The following is a 14663-nucleotide window of genomic DNA, read 5'->3' on the forward strand; positions in this document are numbered from 1 at the left end:
TTGGGCCGGCGGGCCGCGCTCGGGCAGCGTCTTCGCGGCGTCTCCGCGGCCGCGTTCGTCGGGCGGCGGCAGGAGCTGGACACCTTCGACGCGGCGCTGCGCGGCGACCGGTTCAGCGTGCTGTTCGTGCACGGGCCCGGCGGCATCGGCAAGTCGGCGCTGCTGCGGCGCTTCGCCGAGCGGGCGGCCGACGCGGGCCGGACGGTGATCCGGCTGGACGGCCGCGTCCTGAGCCCCACCCCGGAGGCGTTCGAGGCCGAGGCCGGCGCGGTGCTGCGCGACGAGCGCGCGGTGCTGCTGGTCGACACCTTCGAGCAGATCCAGGGCCTGGAGGGCTGGCTGCGCGAGCGGTTCCTGCCCCGGCTGCCGGTGGGGGCGCTGGTCGTCCTGGCCGGAAGGACGCCACCGGACCTGTGCTGGCGCGCCGAGCCCGGCTGGGCCGGCGTCCTGGAGGTCACGCGGCTCGGCGAGCTCGGCCCGGAGGAGGCCCGGGCGCTGGTGGAGGCCCGGGGCCTGGCCGCCGGCCTGCGGGAGCCGCTGCTGTCCTTCGCGGGCGGTAACCCTCTGGCGCTGTCGCTGGGCGCCGCCGTGGCCGCCGCCGACGAGCAGGCCGGCAGCCGGTGGACGCCCAGCCAGGACGTGATCCTCACGCTGCTGGACCAGCTCGTCGGCGACCTGCCGTCGCCCGCGCACCGGCGCGCCCTGGACGTGTGCGCGCACGTCCACATGACGACGGAGGAGCTGCTGCGCGCGGCGCTGCCCGGCGACGACGCGACCGCGCTGTTCGCCTGGCTGCGGCGGCTGCCGTTCGTCGAGTCCAGCGCGATGGGCCTGTATCCCCATGACGTCGTACGGGAGCTGCTGGAGGCCGACCTGCGCTGGCGCGCCCCCGACGGCTACGCCCGGATGCACCGGCGCGTCCACGGCCATCTCTCGCTCAAGGTCCGCACCGTGCCCGACGCGGAGGTCCTGGCCGCGGCGGCCGCGCTGACCTTCCCGCACCGCGGCGACCCGCTGTCGGCCAGGTTCTTCACCAGCTGGCGCGGTCACGGCGAGGTCCAGGAGGGCCCCTTCCGAGACGCCGACCTCGATGCCCTGCTCCAGGTGGCCGGCACCGAGGGCCAGGAGTCGGCGGACTGCGCCCTGTTCTGGCTGCGGCGCCGGTCGGCGGACTTCCGCGTCTACCGCCTGACCCGCACGGGCGAGCCGGTGGCCTTCCGCGCCTGGCTGCGGCTGCACGCGCCCGACAAGGACGAGCTGGCCACCGATCCGATCATCGCCGCCGCCTGGGCCCACGCGCGCGCCACCGAGCCCTTGCGGCCCGGCGAGCACATCGCCGTGTCCAGGCCATGGGTGCTGCCGTCCTACCGCGGCAGCTCGCCGGCGATGGACCTCATCCAGTGGCGCGGCACCGGCGACCGGGTCCGCTCGCAGGGACTGGCCTGGTCCTACAGCGTCCGGCACGACCCCGACGACTGCCGCGACTTCCTCCGCCAGTACGACTTCATCGAAGTGCCGCGACGCCCCCGGGTGGGCGAGATCGAGTTCGGTCTGTTCGCCCAGGACTGGCGCAAGATGCCGGCCCAGGTGTGGCTGGACCGGCTGAGCGACCTGCCTCCACTCGCGCCGCACGAGACGGAGGCTCCGGGTCAGGGTTCGCTGGCGGTCCTGAACGAGGAGGAGTTCCACGCCGCCGTCCGCAAGGCGCTGCGCCGGCTGTCCCGCCCCCGCGAGCTGGCCGCGAGCCCGCTGACCCGCACCCGCCTGGTCACCGAGGACCCCGGGCCCGACCCCGCCGCGTCACTGCGCGCCCTGCTGGTCGAAGCCGTCGCCCGGCTCGGCGACGATCCGCGCGCCCGCAAGCCGCACCGGGCCGTCGAGGCGACGTTCCTGCGCGGCTCCCCCAGCCAGTTGATCACCGCCGAACGGCTCGGCCTGCCCTTCACCACCTACCGCCGCCATCTGGCCGCCGGCGTCCAGCGCATCTGCGCGGACCTGTGGCGGCGGGAGCTCTACGGCAGCGCCGGCAAGCTCTGAAGGGCGGGACACCTCCCCGCGGATTACCCGGCGGCCGGAGGCAACGTGAACATCCGGTACGCCGACACGACCTCGAAGCCCATCCGCCGGTACACCGGCGCCCCCATGGCGCTCGCCTGGAGGGTGGCGACACGAAGCCCCCGTTCGCGACCCTCCTGGAGGGCGGCGGCCGTCAGGGCGGCGCCGATACCGCGCCGCCGGTACCCCTCGCGGGTCGTGACCACGTAGATCCCGGCGACTCCCCGCCGGTCGAGCAGCACGGACGTGCCGACGACCCGCCCGTCCAGCCGCCCGGCGAACCGCACGATGGCCCCTTCCTCGTCCCCCCGCCACTCCTCGACCCGCGTGACCTGCTCCACCTGGTCAGGCATGACACCGAACGAGGGCGCGTAGGCGCTCACCCACTCCCGCAGCGCGTCCGCCCCCGTCACCTCCTCGATCCGCAGCCCGGCCGGCCCGTCCGGCATGGTCACCCGGTCCAGGGCCACGGCCATCACGGGCATCGTGGCGACCTCGGCGGCACCGGCGGCGGCCAACCCCTCCGCGAGGCCCGGCCGGCTGTCCGGCCCGACCCACCACATCCACGGCACCCCCGCGAGCCGCTCCCGCGCCTGCGCGACGGCCTCCTCCACGGCGATCCCGCCCCGGCCCGGAGCACCCCGTTCAGCTGCGGATGCGACACCCCGCTGCGGTAGAGGGTCAGCTCGCCGTCGCACCGGTCGGCGCTGCCCCATCCCAGCCAGTAGTCCCGCGTGTTGGCCAGCTGCCCTTCCAGCTCGGCGACCGCGTCAATGATCGTCACAGGAGATCCCCCTCGAACGGATGATGTCCGTGACAGTCTCGGGGGACGAACTGTCCACTCACCAGTCCGGTTTCCTGTCCAGTGGCGATCCTTCCGGTCAACGTTTGCGGTAGTACTTCAGGAACATGTCGACCCCGGTGGTGATGAGCTCGTCGGTGAACCCGGGGTCGAGCCGGTCGCCGTAGGCGCTGTGCACGATGTGCGGGTAGAGCACCAGCGCGTAGAACTGGACGATCGCCAGCTCCATCCGGGGGATGTCGAGGTCGTCGCGCGCGGCCAGCGCGGTGGCCAGCGGCTCGGCGAAGCGGTCGGGCCGTGCCGGCGCCACAGGCGGCCCAGCTCGGGGAAGCGCCGCGCCTCGGCGGTGATGAGCGCGCGCAGCGCGAGCACGTCGGGCTGGGCGATGCCCTCGACCCACTCGCGGGCGGTGGCGCACAGGACGTCGCGCAGGTCGTCGCCGGTGCGCAGGCGCTCGTTCATGGCGCGCATGGTCTGGCCCAGCGCCTGTTCGAGCGCGTCGCTCACCACTTCGGTGAACAGCTCCTCCTTGCCGGCGAAGTGGTTGTAGACGGTCACCTTCGACACGCCGGCCTCGGCGGCGATGTGGTCCATGCCGGCGCCGAAGCCGTGCTCCAGGAACTGGCGGCGGGCCGCCCGCACGATGGCGGCCCGCTTGCGTGCCGCGCGCTCTCCCGTCGGGACGCGCCTGCTCGTTGTCGTCACGTCCCCATCCTAGCTGAACTGTACTGTTGAGTTCATGTGAACTGTGCTGTACAGTTCAGGCCGCTCAGCGAGAGAAAGGACCGGAGATGATGAGGGAAACCGGCTTGATGACCAGCCACGAGATCGTCCACGGCACGGTCGCCGCGGGGTTCGAGGACGTCCGGCGGGCGTTCGCGGACATCGCCGCCGGCGAGCCCGGCCTCGGCGCGCAGCTCGCCGTCCGGCACCACGGCCGCCCGGTCGTGGACCTGTGGACCGGCCCGGAGGTGACCGGCGACTCGCTGCTGGCCCTGTACTCCTCGGGCAAGGGCGCGGCCCACCTGGTCGTGGCGCTGCTGGTGCAGGACGGCACGCTGGAGCTCGACCGGCGCGTCGCCCACTACTGGCCGGAGTTCGCCGCCGCGGGCAAGGGCGAGATCACCCTGCGCGACCTGCTGGCCCACCGCGCGGGCCTGATCGGCGTACCAGGCGGGTTCAGCACGGCGGAGCTGGCCGACGACCGGCTGCTCGCCCGGCGCCTGGCCGGGCAGGCGCCGTACTGGCGGCCGGGCAGCGGCTACGGCTACCACGCCTTCGTCATCGGGGCCCTGACGGGTGAGGTGGTCCGCCGCGCCACCGGGCGTTCGCTCCAGGAGGTGTACGACGAACGGGTGCGCGTCCCGTACCGGCTGGACTTCTTCCTCGGCCTGCCCGAGGACGAGGAGCCCCGCTACCTCCCCGTTCAGCCGCTCGCGCCGGAGCAGCGGGGCGCGGCCGGCCCGCCCGCGCCGGACAGCCTGCTCGGCATCGCCTTCAACCTCAACGCGGCCCGGCCGACCGATCTGGTGGAGTTCGCCAACGACCGGCACGTACGCGCCCTGGGCCCGGCCTCGTCCGGGAGCGTGGGCAACGCCCGCGGGCTGGCCAAGCTGTACGCCGCCGCCATCGGCCCGGTCGACGGGCGGCCGGCGCTGCTGGAGCCGGCGACGCTGACCGCGTTCACCCGGCCGCACACGCCGGGCGTGGACCTGGTGACCGGGGAACGCGATCACTTCCTGCTCGGCTTCGAGGCCCTGGGCGCGCGTTACCCGGGCCTGGGCGCCGACGCCTTCGGCCACAGCGGCGCCGTGGGCGCCCAGTCGTTCGCCGACCCGGGCAGCGGCATCGCCTACAGCTACACCCGCCGGCGCTTCACCGCCGGCGGGGGCGGCGCCCCGGAGAACCGCCTCCTGATCGACGCCGTCATGCGCGCGGCGGCGGCCTCCGACGGACGCCCGTAGCCGGGCGCGGGCCGCGTCCTCCCACGGGTGCCGGCAGCCGTGTTCAGCGGACCCGGACGGGCAGGGTGTGCGGCCCGCGGATGAGGGTGCTGGCCCGCCACTGCAGGACGGGCGCGGCCAGCTCGATGCCGGAGAAGCGGGCGAGCAGCCTGCCGATGGCGATCTGCGCTTCGAGCCTGGCCAGCGGCGCGCCCACGCAGTAGTGGATGCCATGCCCGAACGCCAGGTGGCCGCCGCCCGGCCGGGTGACGTCGAGCCGGTCGGGGTCGGGGAAGCGGGCCGGGTCGCGATTGGCGGCCAGCAGGGAGATGAAGACGAACTCGTCCGCGGGGATCTCGACGTCGCCCACCCGCACCGGCTCGGTCGTGAAGCGCAGGGTCGCGATGTTGATCGGCCCGTCGAAGCGCAGGAACTCCTCCACCGCGCCCGGCAGCAGAGCGGGGTCGGCCCGCAGCGCGGCCAGCTGGGCGGGCGCGCCGATCAGGGCGAGCACGCTGTTGGCGATCAGGTTGACCGTCGTCTCGTGGCCCGCCACGAGGAGCAGGAACGCCATGGACACCACTTCGTCCCGTGACAGCCGGTCGCCCTCGTCGGAGATGTGCACCAGCTCCGACAGCAGGTCCTCGCCGGGCACGGCCCGCTTGGCGGCGACGAGATCGGTCAGGTAGGCCAGCATCCACGCGTGCGCCTCCCGCATCTCCTCCGCCGACGAGGCCGCCACGAACGGGGCGGTCCAGGTCCTGAACACGTCGTGGTCGGCGGCCGGGATGCCGAGCAGCTCGCAGATGACGGCGATCGGCAGCGGGAAGGCGAACGCCTCTATCAGGTCGAGCTCGCCCGCCTCCGCCATGCCGTCGAGCAGCCCGTCGGTGATCTGCTCGATGCGCGGGCGCAGCCGCGACACCGTCTTCGCGGTGAACGCCTTGGTGACGAGCCGGCGCAGGCGCGTGTGGTCGGGCGGGTCGGAGTTGAGCATGTGGGCCGACAACGACGAGGCGTACGGGCCCGCGGTCCCCGGCGGGAACAGCTCCATCGCCCCGGCGCTGTCCTTGGCCAGCCGGGGATCGTTGAGCAGCTCCCTGGCCTCGGCGTACCTGGTGACCAGCCAGACCCTGAGCCGCCGGTGCGCGAGCGCGGGCAGCACCGGCCCCGCCTCGCGCACGCGCCGGTAGACCGGATGGGGGTCCTGGAAGAAGGACCGGTCGAGATCGACCACCGTGCCGGCGGCCGGTTCGCCGTGCTGCACCGTTCACCTCTCTCTGGCTCAGCGGCACCCGCCGGGCTGCCTCATCCGCGGGCGGGCAGAGCCGCCGTCACCTCGTCGACGAGGCCGGCCAGCTCGCCCGGCCGCGACAGGAACGGAGAATGGTCCCCCGGCAGGTGCCTGACCACCTCGGTCATCGTGAGCTGCCGCTTGATGAACAGCTCGGGCATGATCCGGTCATCGTCGCAGACGATGAGCGCGGACGGTAGCGCCCGCCACGAGGCCCGCGTCTGCCGCTCGGTGAACGCCCGCGCGCTCTGCGGCCTGAGCCGGGCGACGGCCGCCTGCGCCCACGCGGCGGGCACGTCGTGGTAGAGCGTCTCGATCGGCTGGTCGGGAGCCGGCAGCAGCTCGGCGTCCTCCGGGAACCACGGCCCGCCGAGCGGCGTGATCACCGCCTCCCCTGCCTCCAGCATGTGGGCCGCGAGGTAGACGAGCCGCCGCACGTTCGGCACGGTCTCGGCCACCTCGCTGACGGGGACCCCGCCGTAGGAGTGCGCGAGCACGGTGACCGGCCCCTCCAGGGCAAGCAGCCGTTCCCGTACGGCCCGCGCGTCGTCGTACATCCCCACCTGCGGATCCCCCCACGTGCTCGGCAGGTCCACCGTGGACGTGCGCCAGCCGCGTTCCTCCAGCTCGGGCACGAGCCGATCCCAGCACGACGGACTGTGCCAGGCGCCGTGCACGAGCAGCAGCGTTCCCTTGTTCATCATGTTCTCCTCCGTTTTCGCAAGTCGCCCTGTCAGGGTGGTGAGCCGGTGTGAGTCAGCGGCCCGGCGCCCGTACCGTGATCTCCTGGAGGATCCAGCCGTTGCCGTCAGGGTCGGCGAACGCGGCGAAGGACCCGTAACTGGCCCGCTGCGGGTGCGCGCCGGAGACCCGCTCGCGCCCGCCGGCGTGGTGGAAGGCGCCGGTGGCGTCGTGGAACGGCTCGGTGACCTCGACGCCCCGGCCGACCAGCTCCTTCACGGCCTGCTCGATGTCCGCCACGATCAGGTGCAGCCCCTCGGCCGAGCCGGGCGCGGAGTCGGAGACACCGTCGCCGAAGATGATCGAGCACGCCGAGCCGGGCGGGGTGACCTGCACGATCCGGTAGCCGTCGTTGATCGGGAAGTCGGCGTCGAGGCGGAAGCCGAGCTGCCGGGTGTAGAAGTCCTTGGCGCGGTCGACGTCGGAGACGGGCAGGACGACGACTTCGAGCTTCATGTCCATGTGCTTCTCGCTTTCTGCGTGAGTGTTCCGGCGGGCGGCGCGCCCGGTGCGGGGTTTTCGGGGCCCGCGGTCTTGATCGGGCCGGCGACCGCGTGCCGGGTGGCCTCGTACGCGGATCCCGGCGGTCCTCCTGACGTGACCACTCTCGACCGCGGGAGCGTCCGTCACATCCGTCATTTGACGGTCATTCACGGCAGCCCCGAGACGGGTGGCGGCGGACTCGCCTAGGCGCGGACGAGAGGGTGGGTGTGGAGGCCGTCCGGGGTGCGGAAGACGGCGGCGCGGTGGCGGTGGCGGGCGGTGCCGCGGCAGCGGGCGGCGACCCGGACGGGCCAGGCGTCCGCCCGGAGACGGGGACGGCCCAGGGGGGCGCCGCATCGTGTGCAGCGGTTCTCGGCCGCGACCGTCTCATAGGCGGTCTCGATCATCCACTTCTCCGCGGGTCCGGGAGGCTCGTACCCGTGCCGTTCGGTCCGGGGCGGGGCGGCCGGGTCGAAGCCTGCGGTCAGGTAGGCCATGAAGGTCCACGGCAGGAAGAACCACTCCATGTTCGTGCTCCCGTTCTCAGCGCCCGCTGCGCAGCGGGACGGCGGTGTCCCGATGGGTTTCGAGGAGGCGGAGCCAGACCTCGCTGAGCGTCGGGAAGGCCGGGACGGCGTGCCAGAGGCGCTCCAGCGGGATCTCGCCGGTGATGGCGAACGTCGCGGACTGCAGCAGCTCGGCGACGCCGCGGCCGGCGAAGGTGGCGCCCAGGAGGGTGCCGCGGGCGGGATCGAGGAGGATGCGGGCCCGGCCCCGGTAAGCGGGGCTGTGCTGGTGGGCGCCGGCGACGAGGCCGAGGTCGTAGTCGACGACGTCCGCCTCCCTGCCCAGCCGCGCGGCGTCGGCGGTGGTGAGGCCGACGCAGGCGATCTCGGGGTCGGCGAAGAGGACCTGGGGGACGGCGACCTGGTCGGCCGTTCCGGTGTGGCGGCTCCACGGGCCGCGGTCGAGGGGCTGGTCGCGGGCCCGGTCGGCGATGACCGTACCGGCGATCCTCGCCTGATACTTGCCCTGGTGGGTGAGGAGGGCGCGCTCGTTGACGTCGCCGACGGCGTACAGCCAGTCGCCGGGGACGCCGGGCACGGTGTAGGTGTCGTCGCAGGGCAGCCGGCTGCCGGGGCGCAGGCCGACGGTCTCCAGGCCGAGGTCGTCGGTGCGGGGAGCCCGGCCGGTCGCGAGCAGGAGCTCGTCGGCATGCAGCACCTGCCCGTCCGACAGGGTGAGCCGGACGTCGGTGTCGCGGGTCGCGGCGGTGAGGGTCGTGTCGAGGCGCAGGTCGACGCCCGAGGCGCGGAGCGCGTCGGCGACGAGGTCGGCGGCGAAGCGTTCCATCCGGGGAAGCAGCCCCGACTCCCGGACGAGGAGGGTGACCTGGGAGCCGAGGGCCTGCCAGGCGGTGGCCATCTCGACGGCGACGACGCCCCCGCCGACGACGGCCAGCCGGGGCGGGACCCGGGTCGCGCTGGTGGCTTCGCGGCTGGTCCAGGGCCGCAGGGCGGCTAGACCGGGCAGCGGGGGCAGGGCGGGGCGGCTTCCGGTGCAGACGGCCACGGCGTGCCGGGCCGCCAGCCGCAGGGTCTCGCCGTCCGCACCGGTCACCTCCACCATCCGCGGCCCGGACAGCCGCGCATGCCCGCGGATCAGGGTGATGCCCGCCTGCTCCAGCCACCGCACCTGCGGTCGGTCGTCCCAGCCGCTGGACATCCGGTCGCGGTGCCGCAGGACGGCTTCGACGTCCAGCGGGCCAGGGTCGATGCCGGGCATGTCGCGGGCCTCCGCGTGCAGCAGGACCGGCCGGAGCAGCGCCTTGCTGGGCTCGCACGCCCAATAGGAGCACTCTCCGCCGACCAGCTCGGCTTCCACGATGACGGTGTCCAGCCCGGCGGCGGCCGTCCGGTCGGCGACGTTCTCGCCGACCGGTCCGGCGCCGATGACGACGACGTCGAAAATGCGCACAGGATCTCCAATGTGGACGGGAAGGCGGCGGTCCGCCGTCCCCCATGGGGGCGCTCCCACTGTCGGCCGCGCCCCTGATCGCGCACATCCGTCATCTGACGGTGAGTCGTGCGACGCCTGGCGGAGGTGGGCAACGCCTGGCCGCGAGCGCCGCACCCGGCACAGGCCCGTGTCTCCCGGGTGCTCGTCGTGCGGGACGAGGCGGGCGTGGGCAAGAGTGCGCTGCTGGAGGAAGCGGCGGAGCTGGCCGTCCGGGACGGCCACCTCGTCATCCGGATCACCGGGGTCGAGGTCGAGCTGGAGTATTCCGGGCTGCACCAGTTGCTCTACCAACTGCTCCCGCTGAGCGACGGCAGCCGCCCGGTGCTCGACGCGGTCACCGGCCGGCGAGCCGACGCCCCTCCGTCGTCGATGACGCTCGGCGTCGCGGTGCTCGACCTGCTGTCGGACATCGCGGCGCGGCCCTGTGTGACGCCATGAACCGCCACGACCGCGGCACGGCGTCGAAGCACTGACGTGCCGCTCCAGGGATTCGAACCCTGAACCTCCGCCTCCTGAAGGCGGCGCCTCTGCCGTTGGGCCAGAGCGGCTTGGGCCCCGGGCCTGGCTGGCGTGGGCCGGCCCGGGGCGTGGGCCGGGTCCGGCCGGGGGCGCCATTCCCGCCGGCCAGGCCGTGGCCCGCGGCCCTTTCCTTTCAGGGCCGCCGTCTTTTCACAATGGGGTCCGAGTGGCAGGATTCGAACCTGCGGTGCTCCTGCTCCCAAGGCAGGCGGGCTGACCAAGCTGCCCCACACTCGGCTGGTGGAAGGGGAAATGAAGAAGCCGCCTCGAAGTGGTCGAGACGGCTTTCCCGCGAACCCGTGTGTGGGTCAGCCGGAAAGCCTTCGCCGCAGCTCGGGCAGGGTGGCGGCGCTGGGTCGTGGCAGGGTCTGGGTGTGCACGTCGCCGCCTTTCCTTTTCGTTTTCCTGGACGATGTCCACGGTAGGCCGGTGATCGGCTCCGTGCCACTTATTTATTCGCCGGCGCCGACGCGGCTTTCCGGGGTGTCGACGCGGAAGCGGGGCAGCGAGTCGGGGTAGTTGTCGCGGATGAAATTGACCAGGAATTCGCGTACGTCGCACTTGAGGTCCCAGGAGGACGGCGAGTCGGCGGCGCTCATGAGGGCGCGCAGCTCGACCAGGCCGTTCGGCAGCACGTCGGTGACCTGGAGGGTCCAGTCCTTCTGGTCCCACAGCGGGTTGCCCTGGAGGAACTCGTAGAGGGCGTCGCGCAGCTTCGGCACGGGGACCGACCAGTCGACGCGCAGCAGGCAGACGGCCAGGACGCGGCTGCCGTGGCGGGTCCAGTTCTCGAACGGGTTCTGGGTGAAGTAGGAGACGGGCAGCACGAGGCGGCGCTCGTCCCACAGGCGGACCACCACGTACGTGAGCGTGAGCTCCTCGATGCGGCCCCACTCGTTCTCCACCACGACCACGTCGTCGAGGCGCAGCGCGTCGCTGAAGGCGAGTTGCAGGCCGGCGAGCATGTTGCCGATGGTGGGCTGGGCGGCGATGCCGACGATGGCGCCGGCGATGCCGGCCGAGGCGAGCAGTCCGGCGCCGAGCGCGCGGACCTGCGGGAAGGAGAAGAGCATGGCGCCGACCGCGATCACGATGATGACGGCGGCGGCGACGCGGCGGACCAGCGCGATCTGCGTCATGATCCGCCGCGCGCGCCGGTTGCGCTCCCCTTCGACCAGCACGAGCCGTTCGAGGATGACGTCGGTCAGCGCGTACGTGGCCTGCACGACGAGCCAGGTCACCGCGGCGATCGAGGCCAGCCCGAGCACCCGCTCGACGCTGCCGGCCACGCTCTTCTCGCTGGGCGAGCCGCCGAACATGCCGGGCCCGAAGACGAGGTTGAACGCCAGCACGGCGGCCACCGCGAAGGCGGGCCACGTACAGTGCTCCACCAGGTGGCGGGCGAGCGCCCATTTCCGGCCCACCCTGGTGAGGACCCTCCTGGACAGCTCGACCAGGAGAACGGCTCCCACCACCGAGATGACGAGGATCGGCCAGTCAGCCGGAGACTGCACGCTCATGCCCCCAATGTCTTAGAACGTCTCGTCAAAGGTCACATTTCCCTCAACAGCCACTTGATACGCGGAAACGCGACGTTCGAAGAAATTGGCCAGCTCCTGCACGTCCTGCAGCTCCATGAACGCGAACGGGTTCGCCGAGCCGTACCGCCTGGGCATACCCAGCCTGACCAGGCGCTGGTCGGCCACGTACTCCAGATACTGGCGCATCTGGTCCACGCTCATGCCGGGCATGCCCGCGCCGCACAGATCCTCGGCGAAGGCCAGCTCGGCGGCCACCGCCTCCTCCAGCATCAGCGTCACCTGCTTGCCGAGCTCGTCGTCGAACAGCGACGGCTCCTCGGCCCGCACGGTGTCCACGACGCTGAACGCGAACTCCATGTGCATGGACTCGTCCCGGAACACCCAGTTGGTGCCGGTGGCCAGGCCGCCGAGCAGGCCGCGGGAGCGGAACCAGTAGACGTAGGCGAAGGCGCCGTAGAAGAACAGGCCCTCGATGCAGGCGGCGAAGCAGATCAGGTTGAGCAGGAACTGGCGGCGCTGCTCGGCGGTCTCCAGCCGCTTCAGGCTCTCGATGGAGTCGATCCACTTGAAGCAGAACTCGGCCTTGTCCCGGATCGACGGGATGTGCTCGATCGCGGCGAACGCCTTGACCCGCTCGTCCGGGTCCGGCAGGTACGTGTCGAGCAGCGTCAGGTAGAACTGCACGTGCACGGCCTCCTCGAACAGCTGCCTGCTGAGGTAGAGGCGCGCTTCGGGGGCGTTGACGTGCTGGTAGAGGTTGAGCACGAGGTTGTTGGCCACGATGGAGTCGCCGGTGGCGAAGAACGCGACCAGCCGGTTGATCAGGTGCCGCTCCTGCGGCGTCATCCTGGCCAGGTCGGCGAGGTCGTTGTGCAGGTCCACCTCCTCGACGGTCCACGTGTTGCGGATCGCGGCGCGGTAGCGCTCGTAGAAGTCCGGGTACCGCATGGGCCGGAGGGTGAGGTCCATTCCGGGGTCGAGCAGCATGGGGGTGAAACTCCTTTACTGGCAGGCTTCGCAGGTCTCGGGGTTCTCCAGGGAGCAGGCCAGGGTCTCCGCCTCGGAAAGGGTGGACACCGTGGTCTGCGCGATGCGGGTGGCGGGGCGGGAGCGCAGGTAGTAGGTGGTCTTCAGGCCCTGCTTCCACGCGTAGGCGTACATCGAGGAGAGCTTGCCGATGGTCGGGCTGGCCATGAAGAGGTTGAGCGACTGCGACTGGTCGATGTACGGCTGGCGCGCGGCGGCCAGGTCGATAAGCGCCTTCTGCGGCAGCTCCCAGGCCGTGCGGTAGAGCAGCTTGAGGTCGTCGGGGACGCCGGGGAGCTGCTGCACCGAGCCGTCGGCGCGCTTGAGGTCGTCGCGCAGCTGCTGCGTCCACAGGCCGCGGGCCTGGAGGTCGGCCACCAGGTAGCGGTTGACCTGGAGGAACTCGCCCGACAGGGTCTCGCGCTTGAACACGTTGGACACCTGCGGCTCGATGCACTCGTAGCAGCCGGCGATGGAGGCGATCGTGGCCGTCGGCGCGATGGCGATCATGAGGGAGTTGCGCAGGCCGGTGCGGGCGATCTTCTCCCGCAGCGCGTCCCACCGTCCGGTCGTGCCCGCGCCGTAGTGGTCGGGGTGCAGGACGCCCGCCGCGGCGCGGGTCTCGTCGTACGACGGGTGCCGGCCGCGCTCGGCGGCGAGGTCGGCCGAGGTGTCGTACGCCGCCAGCGCGATCTCCTCGGAGATCCTGGTGGACAGCTCCAGTGCCCGCGGCGAGTCGAACGGCAGCCGCAGCGTGAAGAACACGTCGGCCAGCCCCATCAGCCCGAGCCCGATGGGCCGCCAGCGCCGGTTGGCCGCCTCGGCCTCGGGCGTCGGGTAGAAGCCGAGGTCGATGGTGCGGTCGAGGAAGCGGACGGCGGTGCGGACGGTGCCGCGCAGCCGTTGCCAATCCACGTCGCCGTCGGCCAGGTGGGCGGCCAGGTTGATCGAGCCGAGGTTGCAGACCGCGGTCTCGGCGTCGCTGGTGACCTCCAGGATCTCTGTGCAGAGGTTCGACAGGTGGATGACGTTGCCGGGGCGGGCGGTCTGGTTGGAGGTGCGGTTGGCGGCGTCCTTGAACGTCATCCAGCCGTTGCCGGTCTGGGCGAGCGTGCGCATCATCCGGCCGTAGAGGGTGCGGGCCGGGATCTGCCTGACATATCGCCCAGCGGCCTCGTAAGCGCGATATCTCGCGTCGAACTCCGTCCCGTACAGGTCGGTGAGGTCGGGCGTCTCCTTCGGGTCGAACAGCGACCACATCTCGTCGGCCTCCACCCGGCGCATGAACTCGTCGGGCACCCAGTTGGCCAGGTTCAGGTTGTGGGTGCGGCGGGCGTCCTCGCCGGTGTTGTCCCGCAGCTCCAGGAACTCCTCGATGTCGGCGTGCCAGGTCTCCAGGTAGACGCAGGCCGCGCCCTTGCGCCGGCCGCCCTGGTTGACCGCCGCCACGGACGAGTCGAGCGTGCGCAGCCAGGGCACGATGCCGTTGGAGTGGCCGTTCGTGCCCCTGATGAGGGAGCCGCGCGAGCGGACCCGGGTCCAGGAGATGCCGATGCCGCCGGCGTACTTGGACAGGCGGGCGACCTGCCCGTACCGGTCGTAGATCCCCTCCAGCTCGTCGCGCGGCGAGTCGAGCAGGAAGCAGGACGACAGCTGCGGGCGGCGCGCGCCCGAGTTGAACAGGGTGGGCGAGCTGGGCAGGTACGCCAGCGACGACATGAGCCCGTACAGCTCGGCCGCCTCGGCGACGCTCTCCGACAGGCCGCAGGCCACGCGGAGGAAGAAGTGCTGCGGCCGCTCCAGCACCTTGCGCGTCTCGGGGTGGCGCAGCAGGTAGCGGTCGTAGACCGTGCGCAGCCCGAAGTACTCGAACCGGCCGTCGGCCTCCTCGCTGATCAGCGCGTCCAGCTCGGCGGCGTGGGCGGCGACGAACTCGGCCAGCCCGTCCTGGATCAGCCCGGCCGCGTGGGTGGCCGCCACCGACTCGGAGAACGAGCGCACGCCGTGCCCGGCGGCCTCGTCGGCGATCTCCTCGGCCAGCAACCGGGCGGCGACCCGCGAGTTGGCCGGGTCGGCGATCACCCGCGCGGCCGCCTCCTCGATGGCCAGGCGGCGGTCAACCTCGACGATCTGCGTCACGTTCGCTCCTCATCCCCGTGAGGGCATGCGAGAGCACGGCAGCACCCGTCGTCGTGCCGCGTCGCGCTCCGGCCCACCCTCGAGACCCTGAACACTTCATG

At 72.4% G+C, this 14663-nt stretch carries 13 protein-coding genes, 2 tRNA genes and 1 pseudogene; 3 read left to right on the forward strand and 13 right to left on the reverse strand.

Going from position 1 to position 14663, the window contains the following annotated elements; genetic code table 11:
- Entirely contained in the window at nucleotides 1–2037 is a 2037-nt protein-coding gene (locus tag KIS93_RS16870; RefSeq protein WP_186404279.1) for an ATP-binding protein, read from the forward strand.
- A 23-nt stretch (nucleotides 2038–2060) separates the two neighbouring features.
- On the opposite strand, the gene KIS93_RS16875 is transcribed toward KIS93_RS16870, so the two are convergent.
- The 3 genes and pseudogenes from KIS93_RS16875 to KIS93_RS68955 form a co-directional block, all read right to left on the reverse strand.
- Nucleotides 2061–2669, reverse strand: a complete 609-nt coding sequence (locus KIS93_RS16875; RefSeq protein WP_186404280.1) for a GNAT family N-acetyltransferase — start codon at nucleotides 2667–2669, stop codon at nucleotides 2061–2063.
- A 267-nt stretch (nucleotides 2670–2936) separates the two neighbouring features.
- Entirely contained in the window at nucleotides 2937–3167 is a 231-nt protein-coding gene (locus KIS93_RS65245; RefSeq protein ID WP_246005293.1) for a hypothetical protein, read from the reverse strand.
- A 38-nt stretch (nucleotides 3168–3205) separates the two neighbouring features.
- A pseudogene (locus tag KIS93_RS68955) lies at nucleotides 3206–3451 on the reverse strand (TetR/AcrR family transcriptional regulator); the annotation flags it as partial.
- 197 nt (nucleotides 3452–3648) lie between these two features.
- Between KIS93_RS68955 and KIS93_RS16885 the strand changes: the two are divergent.
- Complete coding sequence (locus KIS93_RS16885; protein ID WP_222107499.1) at nucleotides 3649–4821, forward strand: serine hydrolase domain-containing protein; 1173 nt, start codon at nucleotides 3649–3651, stop codon at nucleotides 4819–4821.
- Between the two features lie 43 nt (nucleotides 4822–4864).
- On the opposite strand, the gene KIS93_RS16890 is transcribed toward KIS93_RS16885, so the two are convergent.
- From KIS93_RS16890 to KIS93_RS16910, 5 genes are all read right to left on the reverse strand, one after another.
- On the reverse strand, nucleotides 4865–6067 hold the full coding sequence (locus KIS93_RS16890) for a cytochrome P450 family protein (RefSeq protein ID WP_222107500.1): 1203 nt from the start codon (nucleotides 6065–6067) through the stop codon (nucleotides 4865–4867).
- Nucleotides 6068–6108: 41 nt separating this feature from the next.
- Nucleotides 6109–6798: an alpha/beta fold hydrolase gene (locus tag KIS93_RS16895; protein ID WP_080036682.1), complete on the reverse strand. Its 690-nt coding sequence runs from the start codon at nucleotides 6796–6798 to the stop codon at nucleotides 6109–6111.
- Between the two features lie 52 nt (nucleotides 6799–6850).
- Nucleotides 6851–7291 carry a VOC family protein gene (locus KIS93_RS16900; RefSeq protein ID WP_230465970.1) on the reverse strand — a complete coding sequence of 147 codons (441 nt, stop codon included), beginning with the start codon at nucleotides 7289–7291 and terminating at the stop codon, nucleotides 6851–6853.
- Between the two features lie 230 nt (nucleotides 7292–7521).
- Nucleotides 7522–7845: a hypothetical protein gene (locus tag KIS93_RS16905; protein ID WP_080036680.1), complete on the reverse strand. Its 324-nt coding sequence runs from the start codon at nucleotides 7843–7845 to the stop codon at nucleotides 7522–7524.
- Between the two features lie 16 nt (nucleotides 7846–7861).
- Entirely contained in the window at nucleotides 7862–9295 is a 1434-nt protein-coding gene (locus KIS93_RS16910; RefSeq protein WP_222107501.1) for a dihydrolipoyl dehydrogenase family protein, read from the reverse strand.
- Nucleotides 9296–9403: 108 nt separating this feature from the next.
- Between KIS93_RS16910 and KIS93_RS16915 the strand changes: the two genes are divergently transcribed.
- Entirely contained in the window at nucleotides 9404–9775 is a 372-nt protein-coding gene (locus KIS93_RS16915; protein ID WP_080036679.1) for a hypothetical protein, read from the forward strand.
- Between the two features lie 37 nt (nucleotides 9776–9812).
- On the opposite strand, the gene KIS93_RS16920 is transcribed toward KIS93_RS16915, so the two are convergent.
- The 5 genes from KIS93_RS16920 to KIS93_RS16940 all read right to left on the reverse strand — a co-directional run bounded on the left by KIS93_RS16920 (nucleotide 9813) and on the right by KIS93_RS16940 (nucleotide 14562).
- Nucleotides 9813–9885 (reverse strand) — tRNA-Leu (locus KIS93_RS16920).
- Between the two features lie 132 nt (nucleotides 9886–10017).
- A tRNA-Pro gene (locus tag KIS93_RS16925) sits at nucleotides 10018–10093 on the reverse strand.
- A gap of 215 nt (nucleotides 10094–10308) precedes the next feature.
- Complete coding sequence (locus KIS93_RS16930) at nucleotides 10309–11376, reverse strand: mechanosensitive ion channel family protein (protein ID WP_155126442.1); 1068 nt, start codon at nucleotides 11374–11376, stop codon at nucleotides 10309–10311.
- A 12-nt stretch (nucleotides 11377–11388) separates the two neighbouring features.
- Nucleotides 11389–12384, reverse strand: coding sequence for a ribonucleotide-diphosphate reductase subunit beta (locus KIS93_RS16935; protein ID WP_080036678.1), 996 nt, complete (start codon nucleotides 12382–12384; stop codon nucleotides 11389–11391).
- A 15-nt stretch (nucleotides 12385–12399) separates the two neighbouring features.
- Nucleotides 12400–14562, reverse strand: coding sequence for a ribonucleoside-diphosphate reductase subunit alpha (locus KIS93_RS16940; RefSeq protein ID WP_080036677.1), 2163 nt, complete (start codon nucleotides 14560–14562; stop codon nucleotides 12400–12402).
- Nucleotides 14563–14663 lie beyond the last annotated feature (101 nt).

It is taken from the genome of [Actinomadura] parvosata subsp. kistnae, from assembly GCF_900323885.1.
Taxonomy (GTDB): Bacteria; Actinomycetota; Actinomycetes; order Streptosporangiales; family Streptosporangiaceae; genus Nonomuraea; species Nonomuraea composti.